We start from the raw sequence: 20,737 nt of genomic DNA, 5'->3' as shown, positions 1-20,737 counted from the left end.
CTTTGGCAGGACTGTCAAGAAAAAAATAAAAAAACTTAACTGTCCGCTGCAAACTGGCTGTAGTACAGGTCTGCGTAGAAACCCTGCTTTGCCAAAAGCTCCTGATGGGTGCCCTGCTCGATGATGCGTCCCTTGTTCATAACCAGAATCACATCCGCCGTCTGGATCGTAGAGAGGCGGTGGGCCACCACAAAGCTGGTGCGGCCCCGCATCAGCGTCTCAAAGGCCCGTTGGATGCGGATCTCTGTCATGGTGTCTATGGAAGAGGTGGCCTCGTCCAGGATCAGCATAGGAGGCAGGCAGAGCATGATCCTGGCAATGCACAGAAGCTGCTTCTGCCCTTGAGACAAGTTGCCGCCGCCCTCGGTGATGATGGTGTCATATCCCTCCGGCATACGCATGATAAAGCTGTGGGCGTGGGCCTTCCTGGCTGCCTCGATGATCTCTTCCAGGCTGGCGCCGGGCCGGCCGTAGGCGATGTTGTCCCGGATGGATGCGGATTTCAGCCAGGTCTCCTGGAGGACCATGCCGTAGCTGGTGCGAAGAGAGTGGCGGGTGATCTGGCGGATGTCGTGGCCGTCCACCTGGATGGAGCCCTTCTGCACATCGTAGAAACGCATGAGCAGGTTGATGAGGGTGGTCTTTCCGCAGCCTGTGGGTCCCACGATGGCGATCCGCTGCCCCGGCTTTACGGAGAGATTCAGATCCTGGATCAGGGGCACGCCCGGCGTGTAGGAGAAATCCACATCCTTCAGGAGAATGCGTCCCTCCGGCTCTGTCAGCACCACTGCGTCTGCAGGTTCCGCCGGAGCAGCCGGCTCGTCTATGAGCTCGAAGACCCGGGCGGCGGAGGCGATGGAGTTCTGGAACTCGGTCAGCACGCCGGTGATGTCATTGAACGGTTTGGTGTACTGGTTTGTGTAGCTCAAAAAGCTGGAGAGCTGTCCCACAGTGAGCATGCCCCCCATGACAGAAAAACACCCCGCAATGGCTACGCCTGCGTAGATGGCCGAGTACATGAAGCGGGTGGCGGGGTTGGTGATGGAGGAGAAGAAGGTGGCCTTCAGCGAGTACTCGGAGAGCCTTTTGTTGATCTCATCAAACTCTTTATTTGCCTCGTCCTGGTGGCCGAAGGCCTGGACCACCTTGATGCCCCCCAGCATCTCGTTGGTGAAACCGGTCAGTTCGCCCCGGGTCTCAGACTGCTTTTTGAACATGGTGAAGGATTTCTTTGAGATGAAATCTGCCACCAGAAAGGACATGGGGCTTAAGACGACAACCACCAGGGTGATCCATGGGTTGATGCCCAGCATGAAAAGGATCGTTCCCACAATGGTGGCCACGCCTGTAAAGAGCTGGGTAAAGCCAAGGAGCAGGCCGTCCGAGAACTGATCAATATCTGTGATGACACGGCTTAATAGATCGCCCGAGGAGTGCCGGTCTACATAGGACAGAGGCAGCTCCTGCAGATGGTTGAAGGCCTGAACGCGAAGGTCGCGGACAATGCGGTAGGTGACCTTGTTATTGATGTGGTTCATGATCCACTGGGCTGCGGCGGTGATAGCAATGGAGAGGAGGATCCCTGTGATCACGGCCATAAGTCCCGCGAAATCCACCTGCCCCTCCCCCACGATGTAGTCCACGCCCCGGCCGGTGAGGATGGGGACGTAGAGGGTCAGTCCCACGGTCAGTGCCGAGAGCAGGAGAGAGAGGACTACAAGAGCGGTGTAGGGCCGGATGTAGTGGAGGATCCGTCTCAGCGTTTTTTTGTTGTTCTTCTTTTTGTCTGATGTCTCTTTATGCATTTGCAGATGCCTCCTTTCCGGCAGACTGGGATGCGCAGATTTCCTGGTATACATGGTTGGAGGAGAGAAGCTCCTGGTGGGTGCCGTACCCGGCGGGACGCCCGTCATCCATGACAAGGATGTGGTCTGCACTCTGTATGGCAGATACCCGCTGGGAGATGATGAAGACGGTCATGTTCCCTGTGTTCTCCCGGATGGCTTTGCGGAGCCTTGCGTCGGTGGCAAAGTCGAGGGCCGAGGCGCTGTCGTCCAGAATCAGGATATCCGGCTGCCCCACAAGGGCCCGGGCGATGGTAAGACGCTGCTTCTGCCCGCCGGACAGGTTGCTGCCTCCCTGCTGGATCACAAGGTCAAGCCCCTCCCTTTTGCTGTCCACGAACTCCCTTGCCTGGGCCGTGTCCAGCGCCCGGTAGATCTCCTCATCTGTGGCATCCCGTTTGCCCCACTGCATATTTTTGCGGAGGGAACCGGAAAAAACAGTGGCCTTCTGGGGCACGATGCTTACCCGCTTCCGGATGGAGGAGGGCTTAAGGGACTGCACATCCTGTCCGAAAAGCCGGATGGTGCCGGAGGTGCAGTCGTAGAACCGGGGGATCAGGCTTGCCAGAGTGGATTTGCCTGAACCGGTTCCCCCGATGATGCCGATTGTCTCTCCGGGCATGGCGGAAAAACTGATGCCGTGGAGTGTCTCCTCTCGGGCCCCGGCATAGGTGAAGCCCACATTTTCAAAGGAAACAGCAGGATGTCCCTCTTTGGCAGGGGAGAGTAAGGGGGCCTCCCCCTCGTCGGAAATGGAGGGCTCCACATCGAAGATGGCACCTACCCGGGCGAGACTGGCGAGAGCCCGGGACAGAAGGATGATCAGGTTGGCCAGCTTCACAAGCTCTGTCAGGATCTGGGACATGTAGTTGATGAGGGCGATGACCTGCCCCTGTGTCAGATTCCCTGCATCCACCTGCCGTCCCCCAAAATAGAGGACTGCGATGATCCCCAGGTTGATGATGACGTAGGTGAGAGGATTCAAAAGAGCAGAGATCTTCCCCACAAAGAGCTGTTTTTTGTACAGCCCGCACGTCTCCTGGCTGAACCGTTCTTTTTCCTCCTCCTGCCTTGCAAAGGCCCGGACAACCCGGATGCCAAGGAGATTTTCGCGGGTCAGAAGGAGAACCCTGTCAAGCTGCCTCTGGACTTTCTTGTAGAGGGGCATGCTGACAAGGAGGATGGTGAAAACAACCACAAGAAGCACAGGGATAGTGACGGCAAAGGGAAGGGCCGCATGGACATCCACGGTGAAGGCCATGACCATGGCGCCCAGAACCACAAAGGGGGAGCGCAGGAACAGCCGGAGGAACATGTTTATTCCATTCTGCACCTGATTGACGTCATTGGTCATCCGGTTGATGAGGGTGGAGGTGCCGATAGTGTCGATCTCCTGGTAGGAGAAGGTGCCAATGTGGGCAAACAGGTCGCTGCGCATGGTCATCCCGGCACTGACAGCGGACTTGGCCGCAAAGTACTGGGCAGTCAGGGAGAAGGAAAAACCCACGATGCCCAGGAGGATGAGGAGAGCCCCCATCTTCCAGAGGTAGGGGCCATCGTTTCCTGCAATCCCCACATCGATCATCTGGGCCACGACCAGAGGGACAAAGAGTTCAAAGGTCGCCTCCAGCATCTTGAAGAGAGGGGCCATGACGGTGATAAAAGGATGGGGCTTTAAATAATTGAGTAGACGCTTCATTGTTGTGATCCTTTCTCTGTTGGTATCAGTCTGCTTTTCTGCATGTTTCTTTCAGTTCTTCGTACATTTTTTCAGAGACAGGGGCAGCTGTGCCGAGCCGCCGGGCTTCCCGGACGATATAGCCGCTGAATGTCTCAAGCTCTGTGGGCCGGCCGGCATTGACGTCCCGCTGCAGGGAGCTGGTGGCATCATACTGGAGTTCGTAGTGGAAGCGGTGAAGGATAGCATCCCGGTGCGCCTTTGTGACGTGGATGCCTTTGGCCAGAGCCACATGCCAGGCCTCGTCCACGAGAGCCTCGTAGATAGCAGCTTTTTGTGGATCATCCCGGAGCTGGCCGATGGAATTGTTGTAGAGGGCTGTCTCTACATTGTAAGCGCAGTTTAATATGTATTTTTTCCAGATCTCTGCCTGGATATCCCGGGAGGCAGTGCAGTCCACGCCGGCTCCGTTGAGGAGGTCTGTCACATCACAGCATTTCTTCCAGTCGGCAGGATCCGCATCCTGGATGCCCACATAGAGGTTGGCAAACTTATCCTGCTGGGTGACAGAGTAGTCGGCATTGGCAAAAGCCACGATGTAGATGAGGGAGTCAATGACAGTGGCCCGGGGCAGATACTCCCGCACCCGGTCGCCGGGATCAGCCCCGTTCATGACCGGGATGATGACCGTATCCTCAGACACACAGCCGGCCAGGGAGCGGCAGGCCTCCTCAAGAGAGTAGTTCTTCACACAGATAAAAATGTAGTCCTGGGTTTCCAGATCCGCCGCTGTCTCCACTACATTTTCCGGGTGAACGGTGCGCTCGCCCCGGTAGTCACTGTGGAGGATAAGCCCTCCTGACTGGATGGAGGCACCTCTGTTTCCTCTGGCGACAAAGGTGACATGAGGGTATGTGTCCGCCAGCAGGGCGCCCACGTAGCCGCCTACGCCTCCCAGTCCAAGGACCGTGATTTTTTTGTCTTCAAATCGTTTCATGATCTATATCCTTCTTTCTTTGCGGGGCCGGGGCGGAGAGAGAAGATGCCGCCGGCGCAGCCGCTTTTTCCTTTTAATATGAAGTGCGGCATGCACAACAAATATATTATACCATACCCCAAAGGCTGGTGAAATACTATTTTGGGAGAGAGGATAAGGCTGCCGGGAGCTGGGAAACCATTCAAAAAAGCTATGGCAGGATATAGGATACAGGTATTTGTTTTTTGATGCAGGCGGACCCTATAATGGGAGGGAAGATAAGAAGTACAAGGAGGGATTTTTATGGAATACCGTATACTTCCAAGAGGAGGAGAGAAGATCAGCGTGATCGGACTTGGAGGAGGATATATCGGCGAGGGCGGTGAGAAGGAGATGAGGAAGGCCCTGGAGCTGGCTGTCGGGCGGGGAGTCAATTACTTTGACCTGGCCATGTCAGAGGCGTCTCCCTTTGCTGTATACGGAGAGACTCTGAAAGACAGAAGGAAAGAGCTCTACTACCAGGTGCATTTTGGGGCTGAGTACAGGACGGGAAAATATGGCTGGACCCTGAGCCTGGAGCGGATCAAAAAGTCTGTGGACTGGCAGCTTAAAAATCTGAAGACAGATTACATTGACTTCGGCTTTGTGCACTGCATCGACGAGGAGGCAGACCTCAGGAAAGTCCTGGAGGGCGGCACGCTGGACTATATGAAGCAGCTGAAGGAGGCGGGAGTCATGCGCCATATCGGGCTTTCCTCCCACACGCCGGGGATCGTGAACCGGATGCTGGATACAGGGCTCATCGACATGGTCATGTTCAGCATCAATCCGGCCTATGACTACCGGCACGGAGACTATGCCATCGGGACGGTAGACGAGCGGACGGCCCTGTACCGCCGGTGCGAGGCGGAGGGAGTCGGCATCTCTGTTATGAAGGCCTTCGGGGGTGGACAGCTTTTAAACGCAGGGACTTCACCCTTTGGGCAGGCCCTCAGCGAGTACCAGTGTATCCAGTATGCCCTGGACAAGCCGGGCGTACTGACTGTTCTCCCCGGCCTTAGGGGAACCGAGGATCTGCGTCGCCTTCTGGGCTTTTTTGAGGCCGCGGAAGAGGAGAAGGACTACTCTGTCCTGGGTTCCTTTGCACCCCGGGAGGCGGAAGGCGTCTGTGTCTACTGCAACCACTGCCAGCCCTGTCCTTCCGGCCTGGATGTGGGGCTGATCAATAAGTACTATGACCTTGCCATGGCAGGGGATGCGCTGGCCAGGAACCACTATCTGAATCTGGAGAAGAAAGCTTCCAGCTGTACTGGATGCGGCCACTGCGACAGGCGCTGTCCTTTCCAGGTGAAGCAGACAGAGAGGATGAAGGAGATCCGGGATTATTTTGGTGTCTAAGGGAAGAGGGCCGGGAGAATGCAGAGTAAGAAAACCGTCTTGTTTTTCGAATTTTATGTTGCTACAATGATAGGAAAAGGCGGAAGAATCCGCCAGCTGCATGGAGGAGAGACATTCTGAATGAGCCATATTCTGATCATAGACGACGACACAAACATCAATAACCTGCTTAGAGAGGCGCTGGAGAAGGGCGGTTACACCTGCAGCCAGGCCTACTCCGGCACTGAGGCGCTTTTGCGCCTGGACATGGAGCCCTTTGACCTGGTCCTCCTGGACCTGATGCTGCCGGGCATGTCCGGGGAGAGGGTGCTGGAGGAGATACGCAGAAAGAGGGATATCCCGGTCATTGTGCTGACTGCGAAGGACCGGCTGGACGACAAGGTGGACCTCTTAAAGAGCGGGGCGGACGACTATGTGACAAAGCCCTTTGAGATACGGGAGGTGCTGGCAAGGATCGAGGTGCAGCTGCGCAGGCGGGGGACAGCCGAGGCTGCCGGGGACACTCTGAGCCACAGGAAGATGACCCTGGACAAGGAGCCCTTTAAGGTCTTTGTGAGGGGAAGAGAGCTGCCCCGGTTTACACGCCAGGAGTTTGCCATCCTGGAACTCCTCCTGTCCCACCCGGGGCGGGTCTACAGCAAGGAGGAGATCTTTGAGTACGCCTGGGAGGAGCCCTACATGGGGGAGACCAAGACGCTGGATGTGCACATCAGCAATATCCGCAGGAAGATAAAGAAGGAGACGCAGGAGGAGTACATTGAGACTATATGGGGTATCGGCTACCGTATGCCCCGGTAAGCTTTACCTTTTCTTTAGATTTTATTTGCGAAGGATTAAGGAAAGGTCCTTAGAATGTAAGACAGATCGAGAGAAAAGGAGTGAGACATATGAGTGAGCTGCTGCTGCAGACAAGAGCATTGACAAAACAGTACGGCAGGCACAGGGCAGTAGACCAGGTGAGCATGCATATAAAGAAGGGGGCGATATACGGTTTTATCGGCAGGAACGGAGCGGGCAAGACCACTACCCTGCGGATGATCAGCGGTCTGGCCTCCCCCACGGCGGGAGAGATCGAGCTGTTCGGGTGCAGGGGCCGCGAGCTGAGCCGGATACGCTCCAGGGTGGGCTGCCTTATCGAGGGGCCGGGCCTCTATGGAAGCATGTCTGCCAGAGACAACTTGAAAATGAAGAGCATGCTCCTTGGCGTGTACAAGAGGGGATACGAGGAGGAGCTTCTGGATATCGTGGGCCTTGGGGGCGTGGGCAAGAAGCCGGTGAAGAGGTACTCCCTGGGCATGAAGCAGAGGCTGGGCATCGCCCTGGCCCTGGTGGGAGAGCCGGACCTGCTGGTCCTCGACGAGCCCATCAACGGCCTGGACCCACAGGGGATCGCGGAGGTGCGGGATACGGTGCTGAAGCTGAACAGGGAAAGGAATATGACGATCCTCATTTCCAGCCATATCCTGGAGGAGCTCTCCAAGATAGCCACAGACTACGGGATCATCCACAACGGGACTCTTCTCCAGGAGTTGACGAACGAAGAGCTGATGGAAAAATGCAGCGAGAGGCTGGAGGTCACACTGGATGACCCGGAGCGGGCTGTTCCGGTGATGGACCGCCTGGGAATAAAACGATACCAGGTGGCAGACAGGGAGCACATCTATATTTTTGAGAGGCTGGAGGAGAGCGCGGCGCTCAACATGGCCTTCGCAAAGGCAGGAATCCCTGTGCGGGGCATCTCTGTCACAAACGAGGAGCTGGAGACCTATTTCTTAAAACTGACAGGAGGCGGGGCAAATGCTTAATATGATAAAAATGGAAACATACCGGATGCTCCACACAAGGAGCGCCTATGTGATCCTCATCGTGCTGACGGGGTGCGTGCTTTTTACTAATATCATGAGCCGGGATGAGTATCGGGCAGACACAAGGAAGGCGGCCGAGGCATCGGTGGATATGGTGCAGGTGAGTCCCTCCTCGCCGGATGAGAGCGGGGAGGAGACGCCCAATCTGGGTATGACTGTCACTCTCCCCACCACACCTGGAGAGCAGGTGACTGTGTTTGACCTGTTTGCGGCAAATATACAGGGGCGATTTATAGCTCTTTTTATTGCTATATTCACGATTTTGTTTTCCGGGGCGGACATGAGCAGCGGCTATGTGAAGAACACAGCGGGACAGGTGAGGAGCCGGGCGGCCCTTGTGGCGGCCAAGGCGGTGGCTGTGATGGTGTACACAGTGTTTACCATCCTCTTTTTCGTGGCCATTGAGGCGATTTCTGATGCCTTGCTTTTTGGAGCTTTGGCCTGGGGTGACCCGGGCGAGTTCCTCCCTTATCTGGGAGCGCAGACAGCGCTGCACTGTACCTTTATGGTGGTCCTGTGTGCCCTTACAGTGATCATACGGAGCAGCGTGCTGAGCATGGTGCTGGGGGTGCTGCTCTGCCAGAACCTGGCTATCATCCTGTACGGCGGGGCGGAGACACTGCTGCGCAGGATGGGGGCTGGAGATGTTGACATTATCTCCCACACCATCACGGGAAAGATTGCCATGCTCCCCCTGGCGCCCTCCGCGTCAGACGTGACAGGAGCGCTGCTGACAGCGGCCCTGTTCCTTGTCCTGGCGGCAGGCCTGGGGGCTCTCGTGTTCCAGAAGAGGGATGTGTAGGGGACAGGAGAAGTCAACAGGAGGAGCATTTACAGAAGGAGAGACAGGATGCTGACTATTATCCTTATAACAGGTATCGTGATCCTGGCGGCAGTGCTGTGGAAATACCAGCGGCAGATGAAGGACATCTGCCGCCAGATTGCGTTCCTGCGGGAGCACGACAGCAATATGCTCATCACGACCCAGATCCGGGCCGGCGGGGTGGGCGAGCTGGCAGAAGAGCTCAATGAACTATTGCTGGAGATGAAAAGTGAACACAGAGAGTACATGGAAAAGGAGGGAGAGATTGCCCGCATCTACACGGACCTGTCCCACGATATCCGCACGCCTCTCACCTCCCTGGACGGGTATTTTCAGCTCCTCCGGGAGACCAGAGACCCGGAGGAGCAGGAACGGTATATCCGCATCATCCAGGAGAGGATCGGCAGTCTGAAGGAGATGCTGGAGGAGCTGTTCACTTACACGAAACTCCAGGGCGGGCGCTATGAAATAGAGAGGACAGCCTGCCGGCTGAACCGGATCCTGAAGGAGACGCTGTTTTCCTACTACGAGGAATGGCTGGCGCTTGGGATCAGACCGGAGTTTTCCATTCCTGAGGAGGAAATCTGTGTGGAGGCAGACCCCCGTGCCCTCAGACGGGTCATCCAGAATCTCATTAAGAACGGGATGGACCACGGCGAGAAGAAGATCCGCATTGCGCTCAAGAGGCAGGGGAACAGGGCTGTCATGACCTTTGCCAACCAGGTGTCCTGTCCGGACAAGATTGATACAGAGCATGTGTTTGACAGGTTCTACAAGGCAGATGAGGCAAGGAGCCGGACCTCCACGGGGCTGGGCCTCTCCATTGCCAGAGAGCTGGCCCGCAGGATGGAGGGAGATATCGCCGCCCGTATGGAGGAAGACTGGTTTGTGGCTGAGGTGCAGCTTGCGGCGCTGCCATGTGGAGCAAAGGGGTATACAGAGGACGTGTGAAAAGAAAATAAAAAAGGGCTTGACTTTTCTGCGTATCTCTGTATAATTTATTTCATAAATACTTTAGCACTATAAAGTGTAGAAGTTTTAAGTGATAAAGCGACAGGAGGAAAAGGACATGAAGTTAAAAAAGGTAACAGCAATCTTACTGACAGCAGTCATGACAGCCGCACTTGCAGCCTGCGGAAGCAGCTCAGGAGACAGCTCTGGAAGCAGCGGAGATGACGCAGGCGGAAGCGGTACATATACTATAGGAATCTGCCAGCAGATGGAGCATGCGGCTCTGGATGCGGCCACGGAAGGGTTTCAGGATGCCTGCCGGGAGCTGTTTGGCGAGGACAATGTAGAGTTTGACGTGCAGAACGCACAGGGAGAGCAGACTATGTGCTCCACCATCGTTAATAATTTTGTTTCTTCTGATGTAGATTTAATTCTTGCCAACGCTACCCTGCCTCTCCAGACAGCAGCCCAGGCGACGTCAGACATCCCGATCCTGGGAACTTCCGTTACTGATTATGGCAGCGCGCTGGGAATAGACGACTGGACAGGAGCCACGGGAGTGAACATTTCAGGGACAAGCGACCTGGCGCCAATCGAAGAGCAGGAGGATATGCTGCTGGAGCTTGTGCCGGAGGCGAAGACAGTGGGGATCCTTTACTGCTCCGCAGAGTCCAACTCCAAGTACCAGGCAGAGCTTTTTGAGGCAGAGCTGGAGGCGGACGGCATTTCCTACAAAGAGTACACAGCTGCCGACTCCAACGAGATACAGTCTGTGACTCAAAACGCGGTGGAGGAGTGCGATGCCATCTACATCCCCACGGACAACACCATGGCGTCCAACACCCAGATCATCAACAATATCTGCCTTCCCGCCAAGGTCCCGGTGATCGCGGGAGAGGAGGGCATCTGCAGCGGCTGCGGCGTGGCCACGCTCTCCATCAGCTACTACGATCTGGGATACCAGACCGGCGAGATGGCATACAAGATACTGGCAGAGGGAGAAGACATTGCATCCATGGAGGTGGAGACAGCGGCCCAGGTGACGAAAAAGTACAATCCCGCTATCTGTGAGGAGCTGGGCATCACCATCCCGGAGGGATATGAGGCCATAGAAGCCGAGTAGAGGAAAAGCTATTGACTTTTCCTGGCAAAGTGGGTATATTGGGACATGTAAATTGCATAGGGGGAGCTTGTAGACAGGCTGAGAGGAAGTTGGGAACTTCGACCCGGGAACCTGATTTGGATAATGCCAACGTAGGGAAATAGATGAGAGACTGCGGGAAATGGCATGATGCCATTTCCCTTTTCTTATTTTGCGGGCAGGTCAGGAAATTTACAGACAACAGAACAGGGCAGGACCATGTGAGTGAACAGTGAATGGATAAGGACGGTTCACGAAGGGGTGCACCACCGCGGGTGTATTCTTTCGTGAACCTTTTTTTCTTGGGACATATTTCTGCTGTCCCTTACCAGAGGACGACTGCCCGGAAGAAAGGAGGAGGGTTTTGTGATCACAGCGCGCATTAATGGACAGCCGGAGACGTTTGCGTCGTCCCTTTCTGTCAGTGCATTTCTGGAAGAAAAGGGATACAGGCCGGACCGGGTGGCCGTAGAGCAAAATGGCTCCATTGTGCCCAAAAGGGAGTATGAGAGCCGCCTTATCGAGGACGGAGATACACTGGAAGTCGTAAGTTTTGTGGGAGGGGGCTAGAGAAGATGCAGAACATCCAAGTAACAGAAGAGGAGATCCGGCAGGCCCTCGTAAGTCGCCACACAGAGGGCATCCAGGCACGGATCAGCGCCGCCCGGGTGGCGGTGGCGGGCCTTGGAGGTCTTGGGTCAAATATAGCGGTCAGCCTTGCCAGGCTGGGGGTGGGACATCTCCATCTGATCGATTTTGACAGGGTGGATGTGACCAATCTGAACCGGCAGCAGTATTTTGCCGACCAGGTGGGCATGCCAAAGACCGAGGCCCTTCGGGAGAATCTGCTGCGGATCAATCCCTGGCTGGATCTGCGGACAGACTGCCTGCGGGTGACAGAGGAGAACGCTGCCGGGCTGCTGCGGGACGACACCTATATCTGTGAGGCCTTTGACGTTGCGGAGCAGAAGGCCATGTTTGTCCGGACGGTGCTGGAGCAGCTGCCGGAGAAATATCTGGTGGCCGCCAGCGGCATGGCAGGGTACGGGGACGGCAATGAGATCCACACAAGGAGAGTTGTCTCCCGCTTTTACCTGTGCGGGGATGAGAAAACTGAGGCTGCAGCAGGACGGGGGCTTATGGCGCCCAGGGTGGCTCTCTGCGCGGCTCATCAGGCCAACATGGTGATCAGGCTCATACTGGGCGAGAGTTAGGAAGTTATCACAGGCAGAAACGAAAAGACGAAGAAATGAAAAAGCGCCGGCCAGGAAAAGCCGGCGGGGAAGGAAAGAAAATGGAAACAAGGATAGACAGCAAAAAAGACACATGGAAACTGGGAGATCATACATTTACATCCAGGTTCATCCTGGGATCCGGAAAATATTCCCTGGACCTGATCCGGGCAGCCGTGGAGCATGCGGGGGCTCAGATCGTGACTATGGCCCTGCGCCGGGCAAATGAGGGAGGACTTGCCAACATCCTGGATTACATACCGGAAGAGGTGGCTGTCCTGCCCAACACTTCCGGTGCGAGAAACGCCCAGGAAGCGGTGCGGATCGCAAGGCTGGCAAGGGAGGTCTGCGGCAGTGACCTGATCAAGATCGAGATCATGCGGGACACCAAATACCTGCTCCCGGATAACTATGAGACGGTCAAGGCCACAGAGATCCTGGCAAAAGAAGGGTTTACCGTCATGCCCTACATGTACCCGGATCTGAATATGGCAAGAGACATGGCGGAGGCGGGAGCTGCCTGCATCATGCCGCTGGGGGCACCCATCGGTTCCAATAAGGGGCTCTGTACAAAAGAGTTTATCCAGATCCTCATTGATGAGATCGATCTCCCCATCATCGTGGACGCTGGGATCGGGAAGCCCTCTCAGGCCTGTGAGGCCATGGAGATGGGGGCTGCCGCTGTTATGGCCAACACCGCCATCGCCACATCGGGAGACATCGCGGCCATGGCCGGCGCCATGAAGCTGGCTGTGGAGGCGGGACGCGCCGCTTACCTTGCGGGGATGGGAAGTGTCCGGGCAAAAGGAGGAAGCGCCTCATCGCCGCTTACCGGGTATCTGAGAGATTAACAGTTGGCATAGAAGGAGGCTTGCGAAAATGAGCGCAGAAAATCATATAAATGAGAGCATTTTAAACGATGAGATCCGGGAGCATCAGCGGGAGAATCGGATCGACCATATGACGTACCTGCCGGATATGGAGGATATCGGCTCGGAAGTGATGGACAAAGTTATAGCTGAGATGGACCGCTATGACTACGACAGCTACACGGAAGCGGACGTGAGACGTGCGCTTGCAAAGGAAAGCCGCTCCCCGGAAGATTTCAAGGCCCTTCTCTCCCCGGCAGCTATGCCGCTCCTGGAAGAGATGGCCCAGGCGGCACAGGCGGAGACCAGGAAGCATTTCGGCAACTCGATCGCCATGTTCACGCCGGTGTACATCGCAAATTATTGTGAAAATTACTGCATTTACTGCGGATTCAACTGCCACAACAAGATAAAGAGGGCCCAGCTTGACGAGGCGGAGATGGAGAGAGAGTTTGCGGCTGTCGCAGAGACCGGGCTGCAGGAGATCCTGATCCTGACAGGGGAGAGCAGGAAGAAATCTACTGTGGAGTATATCGGAAAGGCCTGCCAGATCGCCAGGAAATATTTCCGTGTCATCGGGCTGGAGGTCTACCCCATGAACTCGGACGAGTATGCGTACCTGCAAACATGCGGGGCAGACTATGTGACGGTCTTCCAGGAGACCTACAATTCCGACAAATATGAGACTCTCCACCTGGCCGGACACAAGCGGATCTTTCCCTACCGGTTCAACGCCCAGGAGCGGGCCCTTATGGGAGGCATGAGAGGTGTGGGATTTGCCGCCCTTTTAGGGTTGGACGATTTCCGGAAGGATGCATTTGCCACCGGCATGCATGCATATCTGCTGCAGAAGAAATATCCCCACGGGGAGATCGCCTTCTCCTGTCCGCGGCTTCGTCCCATTATCAACAATGACAAGATCAATCCCATGGATGTCCACGAGGCCCAGCTTCTCCAGGTAGTCTGCGCCTATCGGCTGTTCATGCCTTTTGCAAGCATCACCATATCCAGCCGGGAATGTGCCAGAGTCCGGGATAACCTGGTGCAGATCGCTGCCACCAAGATCTCGGCGGGAGTCAGCACCGGTATCGGAGAGCACGGCGATGATGTGGCGGATCGGGGCGACGAACAGTTCGAAATTTCAGACGGCCGGTCGGTTAATGAGGTCTATCATGCCCTGGAGTCCAACCATCTGCAGCCTGTCATGGCGGAGTACATCTATGTGTAGGAAAGAAATGGCAAAGAGAGGCCTTCCGGATGAGGACGTCCTGTCCCGGGTGGCGGTGGTGACAAACCGCCATCTGGCCGCACGGCCCTACCTGGAGCAGATCCGCCGGGTCTGTCAGTTACATCCGGCGGCTGTGATCGTGCGGGAGAAGGATCTGGAAGAGGAGGATTACGCCCGCCTGGCCGGACAGGTGCTTGCGATCTGCCGGGAGTACCAGGTGCCCTGCGTATATCATACATACCCGGAAGCTGCGCTATGTGCAGGGGTGGATGCCATCCACCTGCCGCTGGCGCTTATGAAAAGATACAGGGAAACGGGGATTTTAAAGGAATTCATCCATGTGGGAACATCGGTCCATTCTGTGCGGGAGGCTGAGGAAGCGCTGCGGCTGGGCGCCACCTGCCTGACTGCGGGGCATATTTATCTTACGGACTGTAAAAAAGGGCTGCCTCCCCGGGGAACCGCCTTTCTGCAGGAAATCTGCGCTCTGGCGGATGTGCCGGTGTGGGCCATCGGCGGTATACATATGGGCACGGGTCAGATGAAGGAAATCCTGTCCTGCGGAGCGGCGGGCGGCTGCATCATGTCGGAGATGATGCGGATATAACTGGAAGGACTTGTCAGCCTGTGGAAAAAGAATTAGAATAAAAACAATACCTCAGATGAAAGAGAACAGGAGGAATATATGGCTGAAGTCAGAAAAAAATTGAATTTCCGCGGGAGGGTGCAGGGCGTGGGTTTCCGTTACAAAGCCAAATACCTGGCCCAATCCCTGGGGATCACAGGCTGGGTGAGAAATGAGATGGACGGGACCGTGACGCTGGAGATCCAGGGAAGGCCCCAGCTTGTGGACAAGCTCCTGTACAGCCTGAACCACGACAGCTTTATCGAGATTGACTGGATCGATGGGAAAGACCTCCCGCTGGAGGAAGATGAGAAGAGCTTTAAGGTCCTGCTGTAATGTGAATACTGTTAAGTACTGCCATTCTGTAAGGTGAGGAGGGACAGGGCATGGAGGATACACTCTGGAAAGAACTGAAATCTGTGTTGGAGCAGGAAGGGGCTGCGCTGGCAGGGTGCGGGGATCTGGCCGAAATCATGTCCCGGCAGGAGCATACCCCGCCATATCCTGTGGGTGTGGCCGTGGCTGTCCCGGTTCCGGAAAAGATCGTCCGGCAGATCCAGGACGGCCCCACGCTGGAATACTATGAGACCTACCATTCCCTGAATCAGAAACTGAACAGGATCGTGCTGGCCGGAGAGGATTTCCTGAAAAGCCGGGGATTCAGGGCCTATGCACAGACTACGGACAGAGTCAGCCAGGATGAAAACTGGATCACGCCTCTTCCCCACAAAACAGTGGCCACGAGAGCAGGGCTTGGATGGATAGGGAAAAGCTGTATCCTTGTGACGGAAGCGTTCGGCTCAGCCATCCGCCTTTCGTCGCTTCTCACAGACGCCCCTCTTCCCTGCGGACAGCCGGTCACAAGTTCCCGCTGCGGCGCCTGCAGGGCCTGTGTGGATAACTGTCCTGCACATGCCTTGAAAGGGACACTGTGGAGTGCAGGCATGGGCCGGGAGGCATTGTTCGACAAGGATACCTGCTATAAGAAACAGGTGGAACTTATGCGGCAGCGCACCGGGATCGAGGCGGACTTGTGCGGAAAATGCTTTGTCGTGTGCCCTTATACCCGCCGCTATCTGGCAAGGGAAGACGCAGAAGCAGGCAGATAATTCAATAGGATAACAGACAATAAGGAAAGTATTCAGAGGTAAATACAAAATAACATACCAGTTACTGCAATTCCGGACGTAATACTTTTTAAAAGTATTACGTCCGGAATTGCAAAAAGGAGGACAATTATGAAACAATTTGTGATGGCGCTGGATGCCGGCACCACCAGCAACCGCTGTATTTTGTTTGACAAACAGGGGAATATATGCAGCGTAGCTCAGAAGGAGTTCACTCAGTATTTCCCGAAACCGGGCTGGGTGGAGCACGATGCGGATGAGATCTGGTCCACCCAGCTTGGGGTAGCGGTGGAGGCCATGAGCAAGATAGGGGCGGAGGCTACGGACATTGCTGCGATCGGTATCACGAATCAGCGGGAGACTGTTATTGTGTGGGACAAAAAGACAGGGGAGCCCGTCTGCAATGCCATTGTGTGGCAGTGCCGCAGGACAGCAGGTTTTTGTGACAAGCTGATAGCAGAGGGCCTGGAAGATATGATCCGCCGGAAAACCGGTCTTAAGATTGACGCATATTTTTCCGCCACAAAGATCAAGTGGATCCTGGACCATGTGGAGGGTGCGAGACAGCGGGCTGAAAGGGGAGAACTCCTCTTTGGCACAGTGGAAACCTGGCTGATCTGGAAGCTGACAAAGGGAAAAGTTCACGTGACAGATTACTCTAACGCATCCCGGACCATGCTTTTTAATATCAATACCCTGCAGTGGGATGAAGATATCCTGAAGCTTCTTGATATCCCTGTTACTATGCTGCCGGAGGTGAAGCCTTCCAGCTGTATTTACGGGGAGAGCGATCCCTCCTACTTTGGCGGCAGCATCCCCATCGGAGGGGCGGCCGGAGACCAGCAGTCGGCTCTTTTCGGCCAGACCTGTTTCCAGCCCGGGGAGGCAAAGAATACCTACGGTACAGGCTGCTTCCTGCTGATGAATACAGGGGAAAAGCCGGTGTTCTCTGACAACGGCCTGCTCACTACCATTGCCTGGGGACTGGACGGAAAGGTGAACTACGCCCTGGAAGGATCCATCTTCGTGGCCGGAGCAGCTATCCAGTGGCTCCGGGACGAGATGCGTCTGATCGATTCCTCCGAGGATTCGGAATATATGGCAAATAAAGTGCCAGACACAAACGGCTGCTATGTGGTGCCGGCTTTCACGGGCCTTGGTGCGCCTCACTGGGATCCCTACGCCAGAGGAACCATTGTGGGCATTACCCGGGGAGTCAATAAATACCATGTCATCAGGGCTACCCTGGAATCCCTTGCCTATCAGGTCAATGACGTGCTGAAGGCTATGGAAGCGGATGCAGGCATTACATTGAGCTCCCTCAAAGTGGACGGAGGAGCCAGCGCCAACAATTTCCTGATGCAGTCCCAGGCGGATATCAGCAATGCCCCTGTGAACCGGCCCAGATGTGTGGAGACCACGGCTATGGGGGCTGCCTATCTGGCCGGACTTGCCGTCGGATACTGGGAGAATAAGGAAGAAGTGCTGAAAAACTGGGCCAGTGACCGGATCTTTATGCCTCAGATTCCTGAGGAGGAGCGGGAGAATAAGATACGGGGATGGAATAAGGCGGTCCGCTATGCTTATCACTGGGCAAAGGATGAGTAGTTGTGAAAATGTACAAAAAAATATTCTTTTGCTGGACAGATATGGCTAAATATACTAAAATAGATATATTAAGAGCTTAGCGCCGGAAATGTACAGTGCCCGCCTGATCCGGGAGAGAGGACATGCGGCGCGATATTTAAAGGACGGAGGTAGCATAGCATGAAACGAAATGTAATCGTAGGTCAGTCTGGCGGCCCTACAGCCGCCATCAATTCAAGTCTCGCGGGTGTATACCGCACGGCGAAGGACCGCGGGGCAAATAAAGTGTATGGAATGCTTCACGGCATACAGGGCCTTCTGCAGGAGAGGTATCTGGATCTGTCAGAGTATATCACCACAGAGCTGGACGCAGAACTTTTGAAGAGGACGCCTGCAGCTTTCCTCGGATCCTGCCGCTACAAACTGCCGGAGATTCATGAGGATAAAGCGGTGTACGAGAAAATTTTTTCTATTCTCGACAAGCTGGATATTGAGGCGTTTATCTATATCGGTGGAAATGACTCCATGGACACCATCAAGAAACTTTCCGACTACGCTATTGTGACGGGACACCCGACCCGTTTTATCGGATGCCCGAAGACCATTGACAACGACCTGGCTCTTACGGACCACACACCGGGCTACGGAAGCGCTGCAAAATACATCGGCACATCTGTGAAAGAGATCATCCGTGACAGCTTCTGTCTGGAGTACAGCAAAGGTCTTGTGAGCATTGTAGAGATTATGGGAAGAAATGCAGGCTGGCTGACCGGAGCTGCAGCTCTGGCAAAAGGCGAGGACTGCGAGGGCCCGGATCTGATCTATCTGCCGGAGATTTCCTTTGACCTGCATGCTTTCAGCGATAAGGTAAAAGAGCTTCTGTCAAAGAAACCTTCTGTTGTCGTTGCCGTTTCCGAAGGAATACGGACAGCTGACGGTACTTATGTGTGCGAGCTGGGCAGCAGCATAGATTTTGTGGATGCTTTCGGACACAAGCAGCTTTCCGGGACAGCTTCCTATCTGGCCAGCTTTATTGCGGGCGAGATCGGATGCAAGACCCGTGCTATCGAGCTGAGCAGTCTTCAGAGATCCGCTTCCCATGCGGCATCCAGGGTGGATATCCTGGAAGCCTATCAGGTAGGCGGTGCTGCAGTGAAAGCAGCGGACGAGGGAGATTCCGGAAAGATGGTTGTTCTGCAGAGACTTTCGGACGATCCATACCAGTGCGGCACGGAAGTAAAGGACGTGCATAAGATTGCCAACGATGAGAAACTGGTGCCAGGAGAATGGGTCAATGAGGAGGGCACAGGCGTGACAGACGAATTTGTTGCTTATGTGCGCCCACTGATCCAGGGAGATGTGTCACCCGTCATGGTAGACGGAATTCCGCGTCATCTCTTCCGGCCATATAATCTGTAGAGTATAAGTATATAGGATATCATAACCTTAAGAGAGGACCCGGACGGAGAAGGCCGGGTCTTCTTATGTCCTGGAGAAAGGATAACTGTAAAAAATACACGGCCGCCTGCCTTTACACCCCGGCTTTGGGGCGTTATAATACTTTCTGGACATGATCAGACAAAGAGAAGGAGGACATAAATTATGAAAAAGAGAATGAAGAAGCTCAGTGCGATCCTCATGGCCTGCGCCATGGCGGTATCCATGCTGACAGGATGCGGCAACAGCAACGAAAGCCAGGATAATACAAAAGAGACGGAGCCTGTGGAAGTGAATGTGACAGCGCTGAAAGGACCCACTGCCATGGGAATGGTCAGTCTGATGGACGATGTGGACAATGGAAAAGTTGACAGCGAAAATTATAAGTTTACTATAGCAGCATCCATAGACGAGGTGACACCGGCAATATCCCAGGGAGAGACAGACATTGCCGCAGTGCCTGCCAATGTGGCCTCTGTTCTTTATAATAAACTGGAGGGCGGTGTTCAGGTTCTGGCCGTCAATACACTGGGAGTTCTCTATATAGTAGAGAATGGCGACACCGTCCAGTCTGCGGCGGATCTGAAAGGAAAGACCATCTATGCCAGCGGGAAAGGAGCCACGCCGGAGTATGCCCTGAATTATATTCTTCAGCAGAACGGCCTGGATCCGGCGGCGGATGTGACCATTGAGTGGAAGAGCGAACATTCTGAATGCGTGGCGGCCCTGGCCCAGGATCCTTCCGGCATCGCCATGCTGCCCCAGCCTTTTGTGACAACAGCCCAGATGAAAAATCCGGATCTCAGGGTTGCCCTGGATCTGACAGAAGAGTGGGACAAAGTGCAGGAAGACGCGCAGGAACCCGGCGCTCTGCTTACCGGTGTTGTGGTTGTGAGAACAGAATTTGCCAAAGAGAACCCGGAAGCAGTGTCCGATTTCCTTGAGAGATACAAAGCGTCCGTTGATTTTGTCAACGAAAATGTGGACGAGGCTGCACAGCTTGTAGGTCAGTACGACATTGTCACCGCGGAAGTGGCTCAGACAGCAATCCCCGAGTGCAATATTGTCTGCATTACAGGCGATGAGATGCAGGAGAAGCTGTCCGGATATCTTTCTGTTCTGAACGACCAGAATCCGGAAGCTGTGGGAGGAAAATTACCAGATGATGACTTCTACTACACCGGAGAGTAAGGAAGGAAAAAGAAAAGGAAAGATCAGGCTGTGGGCCGTTCTTGTCTGGCTGGCAGTGTGGCAGCTTGTCAGTATGTGGATAGGACAGGAGATACTTCTTGTGTCTCCTGTCACTGTTGTCTGTGCTGTTGTAAAACTGGCGGCCACAGCAGAATTCTGGCTTTCCATCGCCTCCTCCATGATCCGGATTGTAGGAGGATTTCTCCTGGGTGTGATCCTGGGGGTGGTTCTTGCAGGACTTTCAGCAGCGTCAGTGCGGCTGCGGGAATTTCTGCTTCCATTTATTGTGACTATCAAATCCATCCCGGTGGCATCCTTTGTCATTCTCGTTCTGATATGGGTGTCCTCCAGAAACCTGTCTGTGCTGATTTCATTTCTGATGGTATTTCCTGTGATCTACACGAATGTTCTGGACGGCATCAGCCAGGTGGACAGGAAACTTCTGGAGATGGCCAGAGTCTTTGAGATTCCCTTTGGCCGCCAGATTCGCAGTATCTATGTCTCCCAGGTCCTTCCCTATTTCCGCGCCGGCTGCTCTCTGGCGCTGGGGCTGTGCTGGAAGGCCGGCGTGGCGGCGGAAGTCATAGGGATTCCCCAGAATTCTATAGGAGAAAAACTCTACAATGCCAAGATTTATCTGGACACATCGGCGCTTTTTGCCTGGACGCTTGTCATTATCTGTATCAGCGTTCTGTTTGAAAAAGGATTTCTGAAGGCCATCGGGTACTGTGTCCGCCGCCTTGAGCAACGGGGATGAAAATGAGC

The 20,737-nt window shown here is 54.8% G+C and carries 20 protein-coding genes and 1 riboswitch; of the genes, 17 read left to right on the top strand and 3 right to left on the bottom strand.

The features are described 5' to 3' along the window. Nucleotides 1-35 precede the first annotated feature (35 nt). From Q5911_RS10810 to Q5911_RS10800, 3 genes are read right to left on the bottom strand one after another with little or no spacing between them, the layout of a single operon-like run. Nucleotides 36-1,805 (bottom strand): ABC transporter ATP-binding protein, encoded by a 1,770-nt coding sequence (locus Q5911_RS10810; RefSeq protein ID WP_303182702.1) that lies wholly within the window; start codon nt 1,803-1,805, stop codon nt 36-38. After that, nucleotides 1,798-3,543 (bottom strand): ABC transporter ATP-binding protein, encoded by a 1,746-nt coding sequence (locus Q5911_RS10805; protein ID WP_303182701.1) that lies wholly within the window; start codon nt 3,541-3,543, stop codon nt 1,798-1,800. The genes Q5911_RS10810 and Q5911_RS10805 overlap by 8 nt, the downstream gene beginning before the upstream one ends. 25 nt (nt 3,544-3,568) lie before the next feature. Next, on the bottom strand, nt 3,569-4,519 hold the full coding sequence (locus tag Q5911_RS10800; RefSeq protein ID WP_303182700.1) for a ketopantoate reductase family protein: 951 nt from the start codon (nt 4,517-4,519) through the stop codon (nt 3,569-3,571). A gap of 282 nt (nt 4,520-4,801) precedes the next feature. On the opposite strand from Q5911_RS10800, the gene Q5911_RS10795 reads away from it, so the two are divergent. The 17 genes from Q5911_RS10795 to Q5911_RS10715 all read left to right on the top strand — a co-directional run bounded on the left by Q5911_RS10795 (nt 4,802) and on the right by Q5911_RS10715 (nt 20,729). Continuing rightward, entirely contained in the window at nt 4,802-5,896 is a 1,095-nt protein-coding gene (locus tag Q5911_RS10795) for an aldo/keto reductase (protein WP_303182699.1), read from the top strand. Between the two features lie 120 nt (nt 5,897-6,016). Further along, nucleotides 6,017-6,694 carry a response regulator transcription factor gene (locus tag Q5911_RS10790; RefSeq protein ID WP_303182698.1) on the top strand — a complete coding sequence of 226 codons (678 nt, stop codon included), beginning with the start codon at nt 6,017-6,019 and terminating at the stop codon, nt 6,692-6,694. A gap of 89 nt (nt 6,695-6,783) precedes the next feature. After that, nucleotides 6,784-7,701: an ABC transporter ATP-binding protein gene (locus tag Q5911_RS10785; RefSeq protein ID WP_303182697.1), complete on the top strand. Its 918-nt coding sequence runs from the start codon at nt 6,784-6,786 to the stop codon at nt 7,699-7,701. Beyond that, nucleotides 7,694-8,563: an ABC transporter permease gene (locus Q5911_RS10780; protein ID WP_303182696.1), complete on the top strand. Its 870-nt coding sequence runs from the start codon at nt 7,694-7,696 to the stop codon at nt 8,561-8,563. Before Q5911_RS10785 ends, Q5911_RS10780 begins: the two co-directional genes overlap by 8 nt. Before the next feature lie 48 nt (nt 8,564-8,611). Then, nucleotides 8,612-9,535: a sensor histidine kinase gene (locus Q5911_RS10775; RefSeq protein WP_303182695.1), complete on the top strand. Its 924-nt coding sequence runs from the start codon at nt 8,612-8,614 to the stop codon at nt 9,533-9,535. Nucleotides 9,536-9,653: 118 nt separating this feature from the next. Continuing rightward, nucleotides 9,654-10,658, top strand: a complete 1,005-nt coding sequence (locus Q5911_RS10770) for an ABC transporter substrate-binding protein (RefSeq protein WP_303182694.1) — start codon at nt 9,654-9,656, stop codon at nt 10,656-10,658. A 49-nt stretch (nt 10,659-10,707) separates the two neighbouring features. Further along, nucleotides 10,708-10,813: riboswitch (TPP riboswitch) on the top strand. A gap of 229 nt (nt 10,814-11,042) precedes the next feature. Continuing rightward, complete coding sequence (gene thiS / locus Q5911_RS10765; RefSeq protein ID WP_076778386.1) at nt 11,043-11,246, top strand: sulfur carrier protein ThiS; 204 nt, start codon at nt 11,043-11,045, stop codon at nt 11,244-11,246. Between the two features lie 5 nt (nt 11,247-11,251). Beyond that, nucleotides 11,252-11,890: a sulfur carrier protein ThiS adenylyltransferase ThiF gene (gene thiF, locus Q5911_RS10760; protein WP_303182693.1), complete on the top strand. Its 639-nt coding sequence runs from the start codon at nt 11,252-11,254 to the stop codon at nt 11,888-11,890. An 80-nt stretch (nt 11,891-11,970) separates the two neighbouring features. Beyond that, nucleotides 11,971-12,759, top strand: a complete 789-nt coding sequence (locus tag Q5911_RS10755; protein ID WP_303182692.1) for a thiazole synthase — start codon at nt 11,971-11,973, stop codon at nt 12,757-12,759. Between the two features lie 28 nt (nt 12,760-12,787). Next, complete coding sequence (gene thiH, locus Q5911_RS10750; protein WP_303182691.1) at nt 12,788-14,005, top strand: 2-iminoacetate synthase ThiH; 1,218 nt, start codon at nt 12,788-12,790, stop codon at nt 14,003-14,005. Next, nucleotides 13,998-14,612 carry a thiamine phosphate synthase gene (locus Q5911_RS10745; RefSeq protein WP_303182690.1) on the top strand — a complete coding sequence of 205 codons (615 nt, stop codon included), beginning with the start codon at nt 13,998-14,000 and terminating at the stop codon, nt 14,610-14,612. The genes thiH and Q5911_RS10745 overlap by 8 nt, the downstream gene beginning before the upstream one ends. A 78-nt stretch (nt 14,613-14,690) precedes the next feature. Continuing rightward, the gene (locus Q5911_RS10740) at nt 14,691-14,966 is read left to right on the top strand and encodes an acylphosphatase (RefSeq protein ID WP_303182689.1); all 276 of its coding nucleotides are present in this window, start codon (nt 14,691-14,693) and stop codon (nt 14,964-14,966) included. 50 nt (nt 14,967-15,016) lie between these two features. Then, nucleotides 15,017-15,739: a 4Fe-4S double cluster binding domain-containing protein gene (locus tag Q5911_RS10735; protein ID WP_303182688.1), complete on the top strand. Its 723-nt coding sequence runs from the start codon at nt 15,017-15,019 to the stop codon at nt 15,737-15,739. Between the two features lie 129 nt (nt 15,740-15,868). Continuing rightward, nucleotides 15,869-17,365, top strand: coding sequence for a glycerol kinase GlpK (glpK, locus tag Q5911_RS10730; protein WP_303182687.1), 1,497 nt, complete (start codon nt 15,869-15,871; stop codon nt 17,363-17,365). Nucleotides 17,366-17,524: 159 nt separating this feature from the next. Then, nucleotides 17,525-18,763, top strand: coding sequence for a 6-phosphofructokinase (locus Q5911_RS10725; protein ID WP_303182686.1), 1,239 nt, complete (start codon nt 17,525-17,527; stop codon nt 18,761-18,763). Nucleotides 18,764-18,946: 183 nt separating this feature from the next. Then, a complete protein-coding gene (locus Q5911_RS10720) occupies nt 18,947-19,972 on the top strand; it encodes an ABC transporter substrate-binding protein (protein WP_331592411.1) in 1,026 nt (341 codons plus the stop codon). Further along, nucleotides 19,944-20,729 (top strand): ABC transporter permease, encoded by a 786-nt coding sequence (locus Q5911_RS10715; RefSeq protein WP_331592409.1) that lies wholly within the window; start codon nt 19,944-19,946, stop codon nt 20,727-20,729. The genes Q5911_RS10720 and Q5911_RS10715 overlap by 29 nt, the downstream gene beginning before the upstream one ends. Nucleotides 20,730-20,737 lie beyond the last annotated feature (8 nt).

Origin of the sequence: Lachnoclostridium phocaeense (assembly GCF_959599685.1) — a bacterium.
GTDB classification, from domain to species: domain Bacteria; phylum Bacillota; class Clostridia; order Lachnospirales; family Lachnospiraceae; genus Claveliimonas; species Claveliimonas monacensis.
The sequence above is the reverse complement of the archived record's forward strand: the minus strand, read 5'-3'. Positions and strand labels throughout refer to the sequence as shown.

Bases quoted from the DNA above. Each gene is read 5' to 3' on its own strand.
- Q5911_RS10800 (WP_303182700.1), bottom strand. From the start codon at position 4,519: ATGAAACGATTTGAAGACAAAAAAATCACGGTCCTTGGACTGGGAGGC.
- Q5911_RS10780 (WP_303182696.1), top strand. From the start codon at position 7,694: ATGCTTAATATGATAAAAATGGAAACATACCGGATGCTCCACACAAGG.
- Q5911_RS10745 (WP_303182690.1), top strand. From the start codon at position 13,998: ATGTGTAGGAAAGAAATGGCAAAGAGAGGCCTTCCGGATGAGGACGTC.
- Q5911_RS10790 (WP_303182698.1), top strand. From the start codon at position 6,017: ATGAGCCATATTCTGATCATAGACGACGACACAAACATCAATAACCTG.
- Q5911_RS10775 (WP_303182695.1), top strand. From the start codon at position 8,612: ATGCTGACTATTATCCTTATAACAGGTATCGTGATCCTGGCGGCAGTG.
- Q5911_RS10785 (WP_303182697.1), top strand. From the start codon at position 6,784: ATGAGTGAGCTGCTGCTGCAGACAAGAGCATTGACAAAACAGTACGGC.
- Q5911_RS10740 (WP_303182689.1), top strand. From the start codon at position 14,691: ATGGCTGAAGTCAGAAAAAAATTGAATTTCCGCGGGAGGGTGCAGGGC.
- Q5911_RS10810 (WP_303182702.1), bottom strand. From the start codon at position 1,805: ATGCATAAAGAGACATCAGACAAAAAGAAGAACAACAAAAAAACGCTG.
- Q5911_RS10805 (WP_303182701.1), bottom strand. From the start codon at position 3,543: ATGAAGCGTCTACTCAATTATTTAAAGCCCCATCCTTTTATCACCGTC.
- Q5911_RS10725 (WP_303182686.1), top strand. From the start codon at position 17,525: ATGAAACGAAATGTAATCGTAGGTCAGTCTGGCGGCCCTACAGCCGCC.
- Q5911_RS10770 (WP_303182694.1), top strand. From the start codon at position 9,654: ATGAAGTTAAAAAAGGTAACAGCAATCTTACTGACAGCAGTCATGACA.
- glpK (WP_303182687.1), top strand. From the start codon at position 15,869: ATGAAACAATTTGTGATGGCGCTGGATGCCGGCACCACCAGCAACCGC.
- Q5911_RS10715 (WP_331592409.1), top strand. From the start codon at position 19,944: ATGATGACTTCTACTACACCGGAGAGTAAGGAAGGAAAAAGAAAAGGA.
- Q5911_RS10720 (WP_331592411.1), top strand. From the start codon at position 18,947: ATGAAAAAGAGAATGAAGAAGCTCAGTGCGATCCTCATGGCCTGCGCC.
- Q5911_RS10795 (WP_303182699.1), top strand. From the start codon at position 4,802: ATGGAATACCGTATACTTCCAAGAGGAGGAGAGAAGATCAGCGTGATC.
- Q5911_RS10735 (WP_303182688.1), top strand. From the start codon at position 15,017: ATGGAGGATACACTCTGGAAAGAACTGAAATCTGTGTTGGAGCAGGAA.
- thiH (WP_303182691.1), top strand. From the start codon at position 12,788: ATGAGCGCAGAAAATCATATAAATGAGAGCATTTTAAACGATGAGATC.
- Q5911_RS10755 (WP_303182692.1), top strand. From the start codon at position 11,971: ATGGAAACAAGGATAGACAGCAAAAAAGACACATGGAAACTGGGAGAT.
- thiF (WP_303182693.1), top strand. From the start codon at position 11,252: ATGCAGAACATCCAAGTAACAGAAGAGGAGATCCGGCAGGCCCTCGTA.